The sequence below is a fragment of the Lachnoanaerobaculum sp. MSX33 genome (genome assembly GCF_000512995.1).
Classification (GTDB): domain Bacteria; phylum Bacillota; class Clostridia; order Lachnospirales; family Lachnospiraceae; genus Lachnoanaerobaculum.
The window spans coordinates 1-15,157 of the sequence record NZ_AZXX01000011.1 but is presented as its reverse complement, the minus strand read 5'-3'; the positions used below and the strand labels follow the sequence as shown (position 1 = coordinate 15,157).

16 protein-coding genes are annotated in these 15,157 nt (G+C 37.6%); 8 read left to right on the top strand and 8 right to left on the bottom strand.

Features of this window, described 5'->3' with window-relative positions; all coding sequences use genetic code 11:
- The first annotated feature begins 16 nt into the window (after positions 1-16).
- The 7 genes from HMPREF1495_RS01365 to HMPREF1495_RS01335 all read left to right on the top strand — a co-directional run bounded on the left by HMPREF1495_RS01365 (position 17) and on the right by HMPREF1495_RS01335 (position 5,279).
- Positions 17-535 carry an NUDIX hydrolase gene (locus HMPREF1495_RS01365; RefSeq protein WP_034211422.1) on the top strand — a complete coding sequence of 173 codons (519 nt, stop codon included), beginning with the start codon at positions 17-19 and terminating at the stop codon, positions 533-535.
- 116 nt (positions 536-651) lie between these two features.
- Entirely contained in the window at positions 652-1,485 is an 834-nt protein-coding gene (locus tag HMPREF1495_RS01360; protein ID WP_034211420.1) for a CAP domain-containing protein, read from the top strand.
- A gap of 223 nt (positions 1,486-1,708) precedes the next feature.
- The gene (locus HMPREF1495_RS01355) at positions 1,709-2,368 is read left to right on the top strand and encodes an amino acid ABC transporter permease (protein ID WP_034211418.1); all 660 of its coding nucleotides are present in this window, start codon (positions 1,709-1,711) and stop codon (positions 2,366-2,368) included.
- Positions 2,349-3,020 carry an amino acid ABC transporter permease gene (locus HMPREF1495_RS01350; RefSeq protein WP_034211416.1) on the top strand — a complete coding sequence of 224 codons (672 nt, stop codon included), beginning with the start codon at positions 2,349-2,351 and terminating at the stop codon, positions 3,018-3,020. Before HMPREF1495_RS01355 ends, HMPREF1495_RS01350 begins: the two co-directional genes overlap by 20 nt.
- A 19-nt stretch (positions 3,021-3,039) precedes the next feature.
- Entirely contained in the window at positions 3,040-3,813 is a 774-nt protein-coding gene (locus tag HMPREF1495_RS01345; protein WP_034211414.1) for an amino acid ABC transporter ATP-binding protein, read from the top strand.
- A 24-nt stretch (positions 3,814-3,837) separates the two neighbouring features.
- Positions 3,838-4,689: a transporter substrate-binding domain-containing protein gene (locus HMPREF1495_RS01340; protein WP_034211412.1), complete on the top strand. Its 852-nt coding sequence runs from the start codon at positions 3,838-3,840 to the stop codon at positions 4,687-4,689.
- Between the two features lie 98 nt (positions 4,690-4,787).
- Complete coding sequence (locus tag HMPREF1495_RS01335) at positions 4,788-5,279, top strand: HD domain-containing protein (RefSeq protein WP_034211410.1); 492 nt, start codon at positions 4,788-4,790, stop codon at positions 5,277-5,279.
- Between the two features lie 123 nt (positions 5,280-5,402).
- Here the strand turns inward: HMPREF1495_RS01335 and HMPREF1495_RS01330 are convergent, their stop codons facing one another.
- The 8 genes from HMPREF1495_RS01330 to HMPREF1495_RS01295 form a co-directional block, all read right to left on the bottom strand.
- Positions 5,403-6,041: a DUF421 domain-containing protein gene (locus tag HMPREF1495_RS01330; protein ID WP_034211407.1), complete on the bottom strand. Its 639-nt coding sequence runs from the start codon at positions 6,039-6,041 to the stop codon at positions 5,403-5,405.
- Positions 6,042-6,044: 3 nt separating this feature from the next.
- On the bottom strand, positions 6,045-6,494 hold the full coding sequence (locus HMPREF1495_RS01325; protein WP_034211404.1) for a DUF3290 domain-containing protein: 450 nt from the start codon (positions 6,492-6,494) through the stop codon (positions 6,045-6,047).
- Between the two features lie 149 nt (positions 6,495-6,643).
- Entirely contained in the window at positions 6,644-7,396 is a 753-nt protein-coding gene (locus HMPREF1495_RS01320) for an ABC transporter ATP-binding protein (RefSeq protein ID WP_034211402.1), read from the bottom strand.
- Between the two features lie 25 nt (positions 7,397-7,421).
- Complete coding sequence (locus tag HMPREF1495_RS01315; protein ID WP_034211400.1) at positions 7,422-8,186, bottom strand: ABC transporter ATP-binding protein; 765 nt, start codon at positions 8,184-8,186, stop codon at positions 7,422-7,424.
- Positions 8,186-9,766, bottom strand: coding sequence for an ABC transporter substrate-binding protein (locus HMPREF1495_RS01310; RefSeq protein WP_034211398.1), 1,581 nt, complete (start codon positions 9,764-9,766; stop codon positions 8,186-8,188). The genes HMPREF1495_RS01315 and HMPREF1495_RS01310 overlap by 1 nt, the downstream gene beginning before the upstream one ends.
- An 86-nt stretch (positions 9,767-9,852) precedes the next feature.
- Entirely contained in the window at positions 9,853-10,647 is a 795-nt protein-coding gene (locus HMPREF1495_RS01305; RefSeq protein WP_034211396.1) for an ABC transporter permease, read from the bottom strand.
- The gene (locus HMPREF1495_RS01300; protein WP_034211394.1) at positions 10,637-11,587 is read right to left on the bottom strand and encodes an ABC transporter permease; all 951 of its coding nucleotides are present in this window, start codon (positions 11,585-11,587) and stop codon (positions 10,637-10,639) included. The genes HMPREF1495_RS01305 and HMPREF1495_RS01300 overlap by 11 nt, the downstream gene beginning before the upstream one ends.
- Positions 11,588-11,753: 166 nt before the next feature.
- On the bottom strand, positions 11,754-12,692 hold the full coding sequence (locus HMPREF1495_RS01295; RefSeq protein WP_034211391.1) for an alpha-hydroxy-acid oxidizing protein: 939 nt from the start codon (positions 12,690-12,692) through the stop codon (positions 11,754-11,756).
- Between the two features lie 275 nt (positions 12,693-12,967).
- On the opposite strand from HMPREF1495_RS01295, the gene nrdD reads away from it, so the two are divergent.
- Entirely contained in the window at positions 12,968-15,136 is a 2,169-nt protein-coding gene (nrdD, locus tag HMPREF1495_RS01290) for an anaerobic ribonucleoside-triphosphate reductase (protein WP_034211389.1), read from the top strand.
- Positions 15,137-15,157: the final 21 nt, after the last annotated feature.

Sequence of the window (15,157 nt, the reverse complement as noted above, 5' to 3'; positions counted from 1 at the left end):
AGCAACGGTAGTAAGAATGAGTGCAGAAAAAGAACTTTGGGACATATATGATGAAAACAAGATGCCTACAGGAGAGACTGTAGACAGATATAATCTTTCTCTAAACCCTAAACAATTTCATTTGGTTGTAATAGGAATACTCTTTACAGAGGATAAAAAAGTATTGATTACAAAACGTTCACCTGATAAGAGATATGCCGGAGGACTCTGGGAGATACCCGGAGGTGGAGTAAGAGCCGGAGAGAATTCACAGGATGCCGTACGTAGAGAAATTTTGGAAGAAACAGGTATAAATCTTTATGACAGAGACTATGAAAAGCTGTATACCTATAAGAGGATAAATACTGAAAGCAACAGTTATTTTGTGGATATGTATTCTTATATTATATCGGAAGATGATGTGCAAAATATAAAAATGCAGGTAGAGGAAGTATCGGATTTTAAGATATTAAGTGTTCCAAAGATAAAAGAGATAGCAAAAAGAGGTGAATTCCTGCATTTTGACAATGTAAAGGAAGTTTTATATAATTTATAAGATGTTTTTTGGAAGCTGCGAAAAATCGCGGCTTTTTTGTATGGAAATTGTTATTTTATTTTACTTCTATTTAGGTTAAACTATATGTAATATTTATTACCTGAAAGGAGTAATGTATGAAAAGAAAAGTTTTTCTTGGACTGTTAGCAGGTGCATTATTGATGGCTATACCTACATATGCGGCAACAGGAGGTTGGAAAAGAGATAATAACGGATGGTGGTATCAGTTTTCGGACGGGTCATATGTAAGGTCATCATGGCTTAGTATAAACAATGTCCGGTATTATATGAACGGATCGGGCTATATGCAAACAGGCTGGTTAAAAGACGGAAAAGACTGGTATTATCTGGATACAAACAACGGTGATATGAAAGTAGGCTGGGTCAATGTAAATAATACATGGTATTATATGAATCCTTTCAACGGCGGCAGAATGGATGCAAACACATATACACCTGACGGATACTTTGTTGATGCAAGCGGAGCATATCAGCCGGACGGAAGAATGACCGAAACAAACGGCAGGCAAAACAACAGTGCAAATACAACATCGGGATCGGCTTCAAATCAGACTTCAACAGCCGCCTTTGCACAGAGAGTTATTGAGCTTGTAAACGAGGAGAGAGCAAAATACGGACTTTCCCCACTCTCAGCCGACAGTGCACTTATGAACAGTGCGGATATAAGAGCAAAGGAACTTGTGACATTGTTCTCACATACAAGACCTGACGGTTCAAGCTATCGTACTTTAATGCCTTCAGGACTTATGACCTGGGGAGAAAATGTTGCAATGGGACAAAGAAGCCCTGAAAGTGTTATGGACTCATGGATGAACTCACAGGGGCATAGAGAAAATATACTAAGTGACGATTTCAGCTTAATAGGTGTAGGTTGTTATAATGACGGAAGCACACTTTATTGGGTTCAAAACTTCGGTGCAAGAAGATAAATATTTTATAAGTACCAAATTAAACCTATACTTTAAAGCATTATTTTGCTTTGAGGTATAGGTTTTTTTGCTAAAGACTGTACGATATTTGTAAAGATTTTTTGGCATTATGCAGATATGAAAATAAATACTATAAACCTATAGACAAAAAGGGTTTATAGTGATATTATCATCTCCATAAAATAAATGCAGAGATACAAAGAGTATCTTGGAGAGTAACATTATGGATTTTGAATTTATAAAACAGGTGTTTCCTTTATACATACATGCAGCCATACTGACATTGAAAATAGGTATACTGGGAATCATACTTGCAATAATTGTAGGGCTCTTATGTACACTTGTTTTACATAAGAAGATACCGATACTTAGTCAACTTGTAAGTGTATATATTGAAATGAGCAGAAATACACCGCTTATCATACAGTTGTTTTTTATATACTACGGTTTGCCGAAGCTTGGGTTAAAGGTAGACGCCTTTGTATGCGGAGTGTTCGGACTTGCATTTCTGGGAGGCAGCTATATGTGTGAGGCTTTCAGAAGCGGAATAGAAACTATAGATAAGATACAGGAAGAGAGTGCATTAAGTCTTGGACTCAGCAACAATCAGACACTCTTTTATATTTTACTTCCACAGGCTGTTTCAATAAGTACACCCGCATTTGTAGCCAATATAATATTTCTTTTGAAAGAAACATCTGTGTTCTCGGCTATCAGCTTAATGGATCTTATGTTTACCGCAAAAGATTTGATAGGCTTGTATTATAAAACTGTTGAGAGCCTTGTACTGCTGGTATTTTTCTATTTAATTATATTATTACCGGTATCAATACTCGGTTCCTATGTAGAAAGGAGGGTACGATATGCCGGATTTGGGTCTTGATGTGATATTTAAAGGAAAGAATGCAATAAGACTTCTTGGCGGACTTGGTATAGCACTTAGAATCAGTTTAATATCTGTGCTTATCAGTATCCCCCTGGGTATCCTGGTCGGTATTTTGATGACTTTTAAAAATCCGATATTAAAAGCGGTGCTTAGGATATATCTTGAAATTATAAGAATAATGCCGCAGCTTGTACTTTTGTTTATAGTATTTTTCGGAAGTACAAGAGCACTTGGAATAGATATCTCCGCCGAACTTTCAGCAATCATAGTATTCAGCCTTTGGGGAACTGCGGAGATGGGAGATCTGGTAAGGGGAGCTATTACAAGTATTCCAAAGCATCAGTATGAGAGCAGTGAGGCACTGGGACTGAATAAGAAAAAGACTTTTATCTACATCATTATACCTCAGACAATAAAGCGACTTATTCCGCTTTCAATTAACCTGATTACCAGAATGATAAAGACTACATCACTTGTACTTATGATAGGAGTTGTTGAGGTAATAAAGGTGGCACAGCAGATAACGGAGGCAAACAGAAATTCAAGCCCAAATGCGGCTTTCGGAGTATATCTGGTGGTGTTTATGATGTATTTTATCGCTTGTACCCCGATAAGTATGCTTGCAAGATATCTGGAAAAAAGAAATTAGTGTAAAGGAAGGAGAGAATATGCCGGCATTATTGGAAATAAACAATGTTGTAAAAAATTATGACGGAAAAAATGCTGTACTTGACGGTGTGAGCCTTGAACTGAACAAGGGAGAGGTAATAGTACTTATAGGGCCAAGCGGTTGCGGTAAGTCCACATTACTTCGATGTATAAACGGTCTGGAAGAAATACAGGGCGGAAGTATAAGCCTTGACGGAAAAGTCATTGACTATAAGCAAAATGATTTGACAAAACTCAGACAAAAAATAGGTATGGTTTTTCAAAGCTATGAACTTTTTCCACATATGACAATACTTGAAAATATCATTCTGGCACCTACAAAGGTAGCCGGAGTAGATAAAGAGAGTGCAAAGAAGGAAGCGATGGAGCTTCTTAAAAGAGTAGGTCTTGCACACAAATCAAATGCTTATCCTAGAGAGCTTTCAGGCGGACAAAAGCAAAGAGTGGCAATAGTAAGAGCTTTGGCAATGCATCCTGAGATTTTATTATTTGATGAGGTTACAGCTGCTCTTGACCCTGAGATGGTAAGAGAAGTGCTTGATGTAATGCTTGATTTGGCTAAACAGGGTTCAACGATGATTATTGTAACTCATGAGATGCAATTTGCGGAGGCGGTTGCCGACAGAGTATATTTCCTTGACAAAGGAAATATAGTGGAAACGGGTAGACCTAAGAGCTTTTTCACTTCACCGAAGACTGAAAGAGCAAGACAATTTTTGAATATTTTCGAATTTGAATCCATTAAGGATGATAAGGAAGAATATAATATATAGATTTTCATATAGGAGGAATATAAAATGAAAAAAGGTAAATTAATAGGATTGTTAGGTATTTTTGCTGCAGGAGCTTTGGCACTCAGTGCATGTGGTTCATCTTCAAAGAGTGCGGCTAAGAATAAATTCAGGACTTTAGATGAGATAAAGAGTGCGGGAACTATAAATATAGGTGTTTTCTCAGATAAGCATCCTTTCGGATATGTCGATGAGAACGGTGAGTATCAGGGATATGACATTTACTTCGGAAACAGACTTGCAGAGGATCTTGGTGTTAAAATCAATTATGTAAGTACAGAGGCCGCAAACAGAGTGGAATATCTTGAAACAGGTAAGGTTGATATTATACTTGCAAACTTTACAGTAACACCTGAAAGAGCGGAGGCGGTAGATTTTGCACTTCCATATATGAATGTAGGACTTGGAGTTATATCATCCGATAAAGAGCCTGTAACAAGCCTTGACAATTGGAAGGCTGAGGATGAGATGATAGTTATTTCAGGAACAACAGCCGAGACTTATATGATTAAGAATTATCCTGATATTAAGCTTCAAAAGTATGATACATATGCAAATGCCAAGAATGCGCTTTTAAACGGTTCAGGTAAGGCATGGGTAAATGACAATACGGAGGTTATCGCATTTGCAAAGAGCAATCCGGGATATACTGTAGGTATTGACAATCTTGGCGCTAAGGATACCATCGCACCGGCTGTAACAAAGGGAAATACTACATTACTTGAATGGATCAATACAGAGATTGAAAGTCTTGGAAAAGAGAACTTCTTCCACAAGGATTATGCAGAGACACTTACAGATACTTATGGCAGTGAATATGCAGATACTCTTGTAATAGAAGGCGGAAAAGCGGAATAAGTATTAAAGCGGGTTTTGGATAAAAGCCCGTTTTTTTATTTATAAGTGTAAAAAATTAATATATAATATTAAGCAAATATTTTTGTAAGAGGTGTTATATGACTGTCAGTGAAGTAATGGAGAAGATGATAAGGGAAAGCAAGGGCAGCTTTAGGGATATCAATCATTTTTTAAAGGTATGGGGATATGCAAGAAATATAGGAAAGGGAGAGAATTTGGATGATAATACTCAAAAAACACTTGAAATAGCCGCTATAGTGCATGATATTTCCTGCCCTTCGCTCAGAGAAAAGTATGGTGAAGCGGACGGTAAAAAGCAGGAAGAGGTATCTTCACCGATGATTAGAAAATTTTTTGAAGATACAGATATATCAAAATCTATGCTGGACAGGGTAGACTTTATGATAGCACATCATCATACATATACGGACATTGACGGTATTGATTTACAAATTTTATTGGAAGCCGACTTTTTGGTAAATGCAGATGAGATGAAGCTGAAAAAAGAAGCAATAGAAGAGATGATGAGAAAGGTTTTCAAAACGGAAACCGGTATAAGATATCTGAAAGCCTTGTTTTCAGGCAGATAAAATAAGAACCCTCCAAGTTTCGGAGGGTCCTTTTAAATTCAGTATTCAGTTTTGTGAAGGCGGAAGTAAAACTACAAGCATCTGTGCCGTCTCAGTACCGATATGCGTTTTTTATATAACAGTTTATGCAATCTTCGGATAAGTGGTAAGATTTAATTCACCGTTTACATATTCACCTAAGAAAATATCCTGTATGTTTTCAATGCCCTGTTCATTTATTGATGAAAGTAACCATTTTTCATCATGACCTATAACTTCAAGGATATCCCGGTTTATTTTACCGTTTGAAATAATAGGGAACTTAGGTGTGGCGGATTGCATATCAATTATGGTAAGCTTACCGTTTGTTTCCATAATTGCGGATTTTACCTCTTTTGTTGAAAAGAGTCCTTCCATCCGTATATGCAGCATAAGTTGGTCGGCAGATATACCCACCTTGGCACAGTTGGCAACATTGACCTTACCGTTTTTTATAAGGATAACGGGATTTCCCACTACCAATGACTTTACGGCCTTTATATTGATCAGTAGCTTTACGATAATAACAACTAAAGACCAGATCAATATAAAGATAAGGAATGTTATGATGGAAATGGAAGTATTATAAATCACACCTCCGATAATTCCACCGAGTACATAGTTTTGTATCTGGTTTAGCGGAGTATTTATAGAGAACTCATACTTTCCAAGTATATGTATCTGTAAAATCATTACCATGATACCGAGAATAAATTTGATACCGACTAATAAATATATATTCATAAATTACCTCTCACCGTTTATATATACATTATGATCTATTACATGTGTACGCTGCAAAGTGTAGGAATTATTGTCATTGTTCAGATGTACTGTATAATCCTCTTCATTGTAGCGGACTATAATGCCGTCTTTTAAAGTGGTGGAATTTACCAGTATTTCTTCAGGTGAAACATGTGCATCCGTAGCTACACTCTCTATAAATTTTACCAGAACATGTGACTGGGAAAAGTCTTTGTGGTTTTTAGTATAATTTTCCACATGAATTCCCAAAAGTATAAATGTAAAAACGGCAATACCTATGGAAATGTCTCTAAGCCTTGTTTTCATTCTATCCTTCATAAAGCGAAAGCCTGTAATTATAACGATAGCTAAGAGAAAAATGATAGAGGCGGATCTGATAATCATATCGGTAGACTGGTGTTCTATAATATAATCCAGAGTATAAAAATTCATATGATACTTGCACTCCTTTCAATAATCTTTGTAATTTATAGCATAAGCTCTATTTGGATTCAAGCTGTTTCATACCGGATATTTTAAGCGATATTATACTTTTATTAAGGTGATTTTACATACGTTTAATAAAAACAGCATCCGATAAATCAGTATACATCGGATGCTTCTATAAGTGCCTTGGTATATTCATTTTGCGGGCGGTGGATTATTCTGCTTGTAACATCTTTTTCCACTATATGACCGTTCTTCATCACGGCTACATCATCACACATATAATGAACCAAAGATATATCATGGCAGATAAAAAGTATCGCCATTCCCATTTCATCCTTCAGTTCACCCAGTAGTGATATTATTTTTCTTTGAACTATCATATCAAGTGCTGATGTAGCCTCATCACAGATAAGAAGTTTTGGTGAGCAGGCAATGGCTCTGGCAATAGCAGCCCTTTGACATTCACCTCCGCTGACTTCACCGGGATATTTACCATAGAAAGAAGAATCAAGACCGCAGCGGTTTAAAAGAGATATCGCTTTGTTTTTATAATTACCTCTAAAACCGAAGTTTTTTAGGTTTAAAACTATGCTCTCACCAAGGCTTCTGACAGGATTAAAGCTCTCCCTCGGAAGCTGAAAAATCATTTGTAAATCTTTGTATATTCTCCTGTACTGTGAGGCTGAAAATTTACTGATACATTTGCCGTCAAATATAACTTCACCGGATGTTACCGGTATCAAACCTGTTATTGCTCTTGCAAGTGTGCTTTTCCCTGAACCGCTTTCACCTACAACACCGAGGCATCGTCCTGATTTTAATGTAAGATCGATATTTTCAATACTTGGCTTGGATTCGCCATCAAATTGTTTTGTAAGTTTGTTTATAATTAAAATATCATTCATATATACTCCGAAATAAAGAGATACCCTAACCGAAGGCGGAAAGTATCAGCTCCTTTGTGAAATCATTTTTAGGAGAGGAGAGTACGTCACATGTTTTTCCGTAATCAACCGTTTTACCGTTATTTAATACCAATATCCTATCTGTGATACTTTTTGCTATTTTTATATTATGGGTTACAAGTATAACAGCTGTATTGTACTTTTCACGTAGTGATTTCAGCTCATTTACTATTTGCACAGCAACTATAGGGTCAAGTGCACTTGTAGGCTCATCGGCTAAAATTAAAGAAGGTCTGTTCAGCATGGCAAGCGCTATACCCACTCTTTGATTCATACCTCCTGAAAGCTCAAAGGGGTAAGCTCTTAGAATCCTTTTCGGGTCAGGTAATGAGAGGTTTTCAAAGATGCCCGTTGCAATATCAATAGCTTCTTCTTTTGAAATCTGTTTATGTGCTTTCATACTTTCAAAAACAGTGTCACCTATAGTTTTTAAAGGATTGGTGTGAATACCGGATTCCTGAAAAACCATACTTATATGATTGCCGCGAATTCTCCTCATTTCAGAAGCATTAAGTGATAACAGATCTTCGTTTTCAAAAAAAATATTACCGTAAAGTACTTTGGGGCCTGAAAGCCCCAAGATACTCTTTAGCAATGTGGATTTTCCACAACCGCTGTTTCCGACTACACCCAGAATTTCACCGGAGTTAAGAGAAAATGACAGATCATATAAAACTTGTCTTTTTTCATATGAAATATTTATATTCTCAAATTTCAAAAGTTCTTTCATTATTCGATTACCAGATCCTTACTGAATTCATAATAGTCACTTGGCATAGGAGTAAGACCTTTTATATTTTTCTTGCTTACAAGACTCATCTGTAAGTGTGAAACGAATATAAAACCGCAATCATCCACTAAAATATCGCTCATCTTTTTTGCAATCTCTTCACGTTTTTCATTTTCAAATGTTGTGGAAAGAGTTTTGGCAAGTTCGTCAAGTTCGGCATTTGAGTAATGTCCTCTGTTCTTTGGTGACTCGGTAAGAGAAGTCATATCAAAGAAATATCCCTTGTTTCCGGTAGGATTTGTAACCATTGCACTGCCGAATATATCCCATGTAGTACTGTCCTTCATCACCTCAAGATAATTCTCCGTACTGTTTATATTAAGCTTGATACCGATATCCTTTAAGTTTGCCTGTATACTTTGTGCAAGTATAGGAAGCTCGGTTCTTCCAGGATATGTGATGTAGTTAAGTTCTAAATTTTTGCCGTCCTTATCTACATATCCGTCATTATCACTGTCACTCCATCCTGCGTTTGCAAGTAACTCCTTTGACTTTTCAGGAGAAAAACTGTATGTCGGGTTTTCGCTATCCTTCATAGGGAACGGTCCGTTTGCAACTTTTCCATGACCGCCAAGCAAAACATTTACAAAGCCTTCCTTATCGATGGCCATAGCTATGGCAGATCTGATATTTTTATCTGTGAGAAGTGCATTGTCAAAGTTTAACTGCAGGAAGAATGCTCTGCTTGTAGCCACAGAGTTTATATTATAATTGTCATTTTCAAAAAGCGGGTAGCTTGCATAAGGAAGTCCGGAGGTTGCATCAAGTTCTCCCGACTGAAGTCCCATAGTCAATGTGTCACCGTCTGTGATAGACTTTACGGTGATGTTTTTCTTTGATACTTCACCGCCCCAGTAGTCATCTCTTGATACGAGGCTTATTTCACTGTCAGACACTGCGGTTGCTTTGTAAGGACCTGTACCTGAAACATTCTTACTTGCATCCACACCTGCCTGCATATCTATAATTGCGGTATAAGGCTCCGCAAGGAAGTTTAAAAGAGCCGGATTCGGTTCGGTAGTTACAAATGTGAGTGTTTGACCGTCAGCCTTTATTTCCTGTATCTTCATATCCTTAGGTGCTCTGTCATGTACCGCTATCAAATCTTCAAAACATTCTTTTGCGGCGGTTGCATCAAGCTTTCTGCCTGATGAAAAATTGATTCCGTCCTTGATCACAACTTCAAGAGTATTATCATCTACGAACCTATAAGAATCCGCAAGCCATGGTACAAGCTCTATATCTTCATTTAATCTGAACAATGTCTCTCCGACACCATATCGTACACAGCTCCATCCCGAGTAGTCCTCATGTGGATTAAGACCCGCATCGGACATACCTACACCGTAACTGCCGGTGCCGTATACAAGAGTCTTTGCAGTATCGGAAGTATCGGATGAAACTGACGAGGTTTCGGAACCTGCCGAGCTCTCAGACAAAGTCTTTGAAGAAGAGGTGCACGCACCCAGAAGCAGAGCGGCACTGAAGGCAACAGAAAGTAATTTTATTTGTTTTTTCATGTATGTAAAAACTCCTTTATATATTTACGGATAAACATCTGTTTAACCGTTTATTTGCTGTTTAATAATTTCAAAAGTATATTAATTTATATGTTGAAGTAGTCTCTAAGTGATTCACCGAATATATTGAATATAGAGACTGTGATAAAGATGGCAATTCCCGGTGAAAGTGTGATCCATGGAGTTAGCTGAAGCAAACTCCTGCTTTCACTTATCATGCTTCCCCATTCGGGAGTGGGAGGGGTGGCACCAAGTCCCAAAAATGACAGGGCGGACATTTCCATAAGGCTTGTACCTATATCAAGGCTTGCCGTCACTACTATCGGTCCGATAATATTTGGAAGTATTTCCGTAAACACTATTTGTATAGTATCACTGCCGCTTATTTTTGCGGCATTTATATATGTGGAGGTTTTTGTAGACAGTACAAGACCTCTTGAGAGTCTTGCATATCTTGGCCATCCCACGGAGGCAAGCGCTATTATCGCCCCGAATACACCGTTTTTAAAAAGTCCTGCAGTGGCAATTGCAAGCACAAGTCCCGGAAACGCCAAAAATATATCCGATACACGCATAAGTAAAGTATCTGCAATTCCTCCGAGATATCCGCAAAAGATTCCGATTACCACACCGATAACAGCCATCAAAAGTACTACCGCCAAAGCTGAAAATATACTGATTCTTGATGCGGCAATCACTCTTGAAAACATATCTCTGCCATATATATCCGTTCCCATTATATGAGGAAAGGACGGGGGAGATTTTGCCGTCATCAGGTTTTGTGCTGTGATATCAAACGGTGTAAGCATTGGAGAAAAGAGTGCAAATATAAGCAGTGCAATCACCAAAAAAGACGGAAAGATTAATTTTTCAGTTCGCATATTTTCCACCTCCGATTCTAAGTCTCGGATCCAAGAAATAATATGAAATATCCGACATTAAATTTATAAATACATATATAAAAGCCATCCACAGTACATAAGCCAAAATTACAGGATAGTCACGTAAATTTATAGATTCAATAGCCAGCTTTCCGATTCCGTCCCACATGAAGATACTCTCAACAATGGAGCTTCCGCCAAGCAGACTTCCGAAACTCAGTGACATCAATGTGATGAGAGTGAGAGATGTAAGCCTCAGTACATTAAAGAATATGATTGTGTTTTCTTTTATACCTCTGGCTCTTGCTCCGGTCACATAAGGTTTTGAGAGCTCCGATATAATAAGTGCACGAATCTGTCTTATATACTTTGCGCTCATTGCCAGTGCAAGAGTAAGTGTGGGAAGTATCAGACTTTTTATACTTGTTCCCTGTGAGATTACCGGAAGAAGCTTTAACTGTAATGCAAATATATATGAAAGCACAAGCGCCACAAAAAAGTTGGGCAGAGAATTGCCTACAAATGACAGCGCTTTTATAATATTGTCAAATACTGAGTTTTTCTTTACCGCTGAAAATATACCAAGCGGCAGGGAGATAATTAGGGTAGTAAGTAAAGAGCTGATACTCAGTAAGAGAGTATTCGATAATTTAGAGAAAATATAGCCAAATACCGGCTTGCCCGATACATAGCTGATACCCATATCACCTTGAACCACCCCCAAAAGCCAGCTGATATATTGAACGATAAAAGGACGGTTTAAACCAAGTTCTTCTCTCTTTTGATTTATAAGTTCCGGAGAAAGTACTCCACCTATGGCTTCATATCTTACCGCCACCGCATCACCACCGGTGAAATAGATAAGCGCAAATGATATAAAGCTTATACCTATAAGTATAGGAATTAATGATAATAATCTTTTTAAAATATATTTAAACAATTTTTCCACCAAGAAAAGGTAAAATTTATTTGTTTAAGCAAAGCTGTAAACATGATAATAGAATATAAAAGAGAAATGGATATGTCAAGAGAAAATGAAAATGAGTTTCAAATTTAAAAAGGCTTTATTTCACAATATAAAATATTGAAAAATAAAGCCTGTATTTTTACCTTATATATAAAACCGAAGGATCGAATGAGTTTGTATCTTTCACGCCTGTATACATCATAAGTTCTGAAAGTTCTTCATTCATTTTGTTTATTTTTTCAATGACGCCGATTTCACCCTCCTTTAAAAGTGGAGAAAGTATCCCCCTGCCGACAGATACGGAATCTGCACCAAGTGCCAAAGCCTTGTAGGCATCATAGCCGGTATCTATTGAACAGTCTACAAATATCTCCATACCGCTTATTTCATTTTTTATATCGGGAAGTATCATAACGGGAGGTATACCGAATGGAATGCGACCGTGGTGGTGAGATACTACTATAGCACTGCAGCCCGCCTGTTTTGCCTTTGCGGCATCTTGAAGCGATAAAACTCCTTTAGCCACAAAAGGTATTTTTGCAAATTTTGCATATTCTTCCAAATCGCTTTGAGTAACCGGACCCATTGCAATACCGTCAACTATATCATATTTCCCGTCCGTTCCGGGAACATGGTCAATGTCCACACCCACAGCGACGGCACCGCATTTTTTTGCAAACTCTATCTGCTCAAATATTATATCATGGTCGGCAAAAGGTTTTATAATTCTGACAGTTTTGGCTCCTATATCCGCTATTTCTTTAAATTCGTCATCCGGCTCCATGCCTACCCAATTGAGTATATTTAAGCTCTTTGCAGCCTTTGCATATTCAAGCATAGGCTTTTTGCCGTCCTTGCCGACCTTATTCAAATGAGAAAAAGCAGGCATCATTATCGGAGAGTCAAATTCAGTCCCGAATATTTTTTTATGTTTATCGGGAAGTATTGCGTCAATGATTCTCATCTCCACAAGAATATTATTTAAATAGTTTCTGTTGTGCACATTTGCATCTTCAGCCTTACCGCTTGTTACAGGAATAAGTCCTGCAGGCCCCGGCCATTTTACATTTTCCGACATAATTATCCTTTCTAAAAATATATTATTATCATGTAATAGTTATATTGCTTTTAACTCAATAATACCACAGTTGAAATTTTTTTTGCAAATTTTCGTTGATTTTTTCTGTTTAATATTCATACCGCTGCTTACACCATGTGGTAATAAAGTCGTTGACCAAACACAATATATTGTGTATACTATGAATTCAAGAGAGTTATATACTCTTAAAAAGGTACTTATAAGAACTGCGACAATAAGCAGATACTATGTAATAATAAAGAGAGGTTACCGACATGAGGATCATTAAAAGAAGCGGCGCTGAAGTTGATTTTGATATTTCAAAAATTATTGCTGCAATCTATAAAGCAAATGCTGTAGTAGGTGAAGATGATAAATTAAAGAAAGCCCAGGTTGACCGTATTGCCAATACTGTAGAGAATCAGTGCATGAGTATGAACCGTGCAATGAGCGTGGAAGAGATACAGGACATGGTAGAGGACGGAATCATGAGAGAGAATGCTTATGAGGTAGCCAGAAGATATATCACATACAGATATGTCCAGAGCATAAAGAGAAAACAAAATACAACAGATGATAAGATATTGGCACTTATAGAATGTGACAATGAGGAAGTAAAGCAGGAGAATTCCAATAAAAATCCTACTGTGGCCTCAGTGCAAAGAGATTATATGGCCGGAGAGGTTTCAAAGGATCTCACAGAAAGAATACTTCTTGATACTGAGATAGTGGAAGCTCATAAGACAGGTATTCTTCACTTCCATGATGCGGATTATTTTGCACAGCATATGCACAACTGTGATCTTGTAAATCTTGAGGATATGCTTCAAAACGGAACCGTGATATCAGGCACATTTATAGAGAAGCCACATAGTTTTTCAACAGCCTGCAATATCGCCACACAGATAATTGCACAGGTTGCTTCAAGCCAGTATGGCGGACAGAGTATTTCTCTTACCCATCTTGCTCCTTTTGTGGATATAAGCAGACAGAAGATCCGTGATGAAGTGGAAGCTGAGATGTACGGATTAAACGTGTCTAATGAAAGAAAAGAAGAGATTATTGAAAAAAGACTTCGCAGAGAAATTACAAAGGGTGTACAGACCATACAGTATCAGGTAGTGACTTTGATGACTACAAACGGTCAGGCTCCTTTTATCACAGTATTTATGTATTTAAATGAAGCAAAGAATGAAAGAGAAAAAGAAGATCTTGCACTTATTGTTGAAGAAATGATAAGGCAGAGATATCAGGGTGTGAAGAATGAGGATGGTGTATGGGTAACACCTGCATTCCCAAAACTTATCTATGTTTTAGAAGAGGACAATATTCGCCCGGGAACCAGATATTACCATCTTACAAAGCTTGCGGCAAAATGTACCGCAAAGAGACTTGTACCTGATTATGTTTCGGAAAAGAAGATGTTTGAGTACAAGATAGATAAAAACGGCAACGGAAATTGCTACACACCTATGGGATGCAGAAGCTTCTTAACACCTTATGTGGATGAGAACGGTAAGCCTAAATACTACGGCAGATTCAATCAAGGTGTTGTTACTATAAATCTTGTAGATGTGGCACTTTCATCAGGTGGAGATACTACAAAGTTTTGGAATATCTTTGAGGAAAGACTTGAACTTTGCCATCGTGCACTCAGAGCAAGACATGAGAGATTAAAGGGAACACCTTCAGATGTTGCACCTATACTCTGGCAGCATGGGGCCCTTTCCAGATTAAAGAAGGGCGAGCCGATAGACAAGCTTTTGTATGGAGGATATTCAACCATAAGCCTTGGATATGCCGGACTTTATGAATGTGTAAAGTATATGACCGGAAAGAGCCATACAGATGATGTGGCAAAACCTTTTGCACTCAGTGTGATGCAGAAGATGAATGATAAATGTAATGAATGGAAGCAGGCGGAGAATATTGATTATTCATTATACGGTACACCGCTTGAGTCCACAACATATAAATTTGCCAAGGCACTCCAAAAAAGATTCGGTATTATAGAAGGTATCACAGATAAAAACTATATTACAAACAGCTATCATGTACATGTATCTGAGAATATTGATGCATTTACAAAGCTTAAGTTTGAGAGTGAATTCCAAAAACTTTCACCGGGCGGTGCCATCAGTTATGTAGAAGTTCCGAATATGCAGGATAATCTTGAAGCTGTAATGAGTTTGCTTGGATTTATCTATGACAATATAATGTATGCCGAGCTTAATACAAAGTCCGATTACTGTCAGGAATGTGGATTTGACGGGGAGATAAAGATCGTTAAAGATGCGGGTAAGCTTGTATGGAAGTGCCCGAAATGCGGAAATACGGATCAGAGTAAGCTTAATGTGGCAAGAAGAACCTGCGGTTATATAGGAACACAGTTCTGGAACCAGGGTAGAACTCAAGAGATTGCGGACAGAGTATTACATCTATAATTAAAATCATAAAAAAGGGGG

Coding starts and splice junctions, on each gene's coding strand:
- HMPREF1495_RS01295 (WP_034211391.1), bottom strand. CDS start 12,692: ATGTCGGAAAATGTAAAATGGCCGGGGCCTGCAGGACTTATTCCTGTA.
- HMPREF1495_RS01365 (WP_034211422.1), top strand. CDS start 17: ATGAGTGCAGAAAAAGAACTTTGGGACATATATGATGAAAACAAGATG.
- HMPREF1495_RS01320 (WP_034211402.1), bottom strand. CDS start 7,396: ATGAATGATATTTTAATTATAAACAAACTTACAAAACAATTTGATGGC.
- HMPREF1495_RS01355 (WP_034211418.1), top strand. CDS start 1,709: ATGGATTTTGAATTTATAAAACAGGTGTTTCCTTTATACATACATGCA.
- HMPREF1495_RS01325 (WP_034211404.1), bottom strand. CDS start 6,494: ATGAATTTTTATACTCTGGATTATATTATAGAACACCAGTCTACCGAT.
- HMPREF1495_RS01335 (WP_034211410.1), top strand. CDS start 4,788: ATGACTGTCAGTGAAGTAATGGAGAAGATGATAAGGGAAAGCAAGGGC.
- HMPREF1495_RS01350 (WP_034211416.1), top strand. CDS start 2,349: ATGCCGGATTTGGGTCTTGATGTGATATTTAAAGGAAAGAATGCAATA.
- HMPREF1495_RS01360 (WP_034211420.1), top strand. CDS start 652: ATGAAAAGAAAAGTTTTTCTTGGACTGTTAGCAGGTGCATTATTGATG.
- HMPREF1495_RS01345 (WP_034211414.1), top strand. CDS start 3,040: ATGCCGGCATTATTGGAAATAAACAATGTTGTAAAAAATTATGACGGA.
- HMPREF1495_RS01315 (WP_034211400.1), bottom strand. CDS start 8,186: ATGAAAGAACTTTTGAAATTTGAGAATATAAATATTTCATATGAAAAA.
- HMPREF1495_RS01330 (WP_034211407.1), bottom strand. CDS start 6,041: ATGAATATATATTTATTAGTCGGTATCAAATTTATTCTCGGTATCATG.
- nrdD (WP_034211389.1), top strand. CDS start 12,968: ATGAGGATCATTAAAAGAAGCGGCGCTGAAGTTGATTTTGATATTTCA.
- HMPREF1495_RS01340 (WP_034211412.1), top strand. CDS start 3,838: ATGAAAAAAGGTAAATTAATAGGATTGTTAGGTATTTTTGCTGCAGGA.
- HMPREF1495_RS01305 (WP_034211396.1), bottom strand. CDS start 10,647: ATGCGAACTGAAAAATTAATCTTTCCGTCTTTTTTGGTGATTGCACTG.
- HMPREF1495_RS01310 (WP_034211398.1), bottom strand. CDS start 9,766: ATGAAAAAACAAATAAAATTACTTTCTGTTGCCTTCAGTGCCGCTCTG.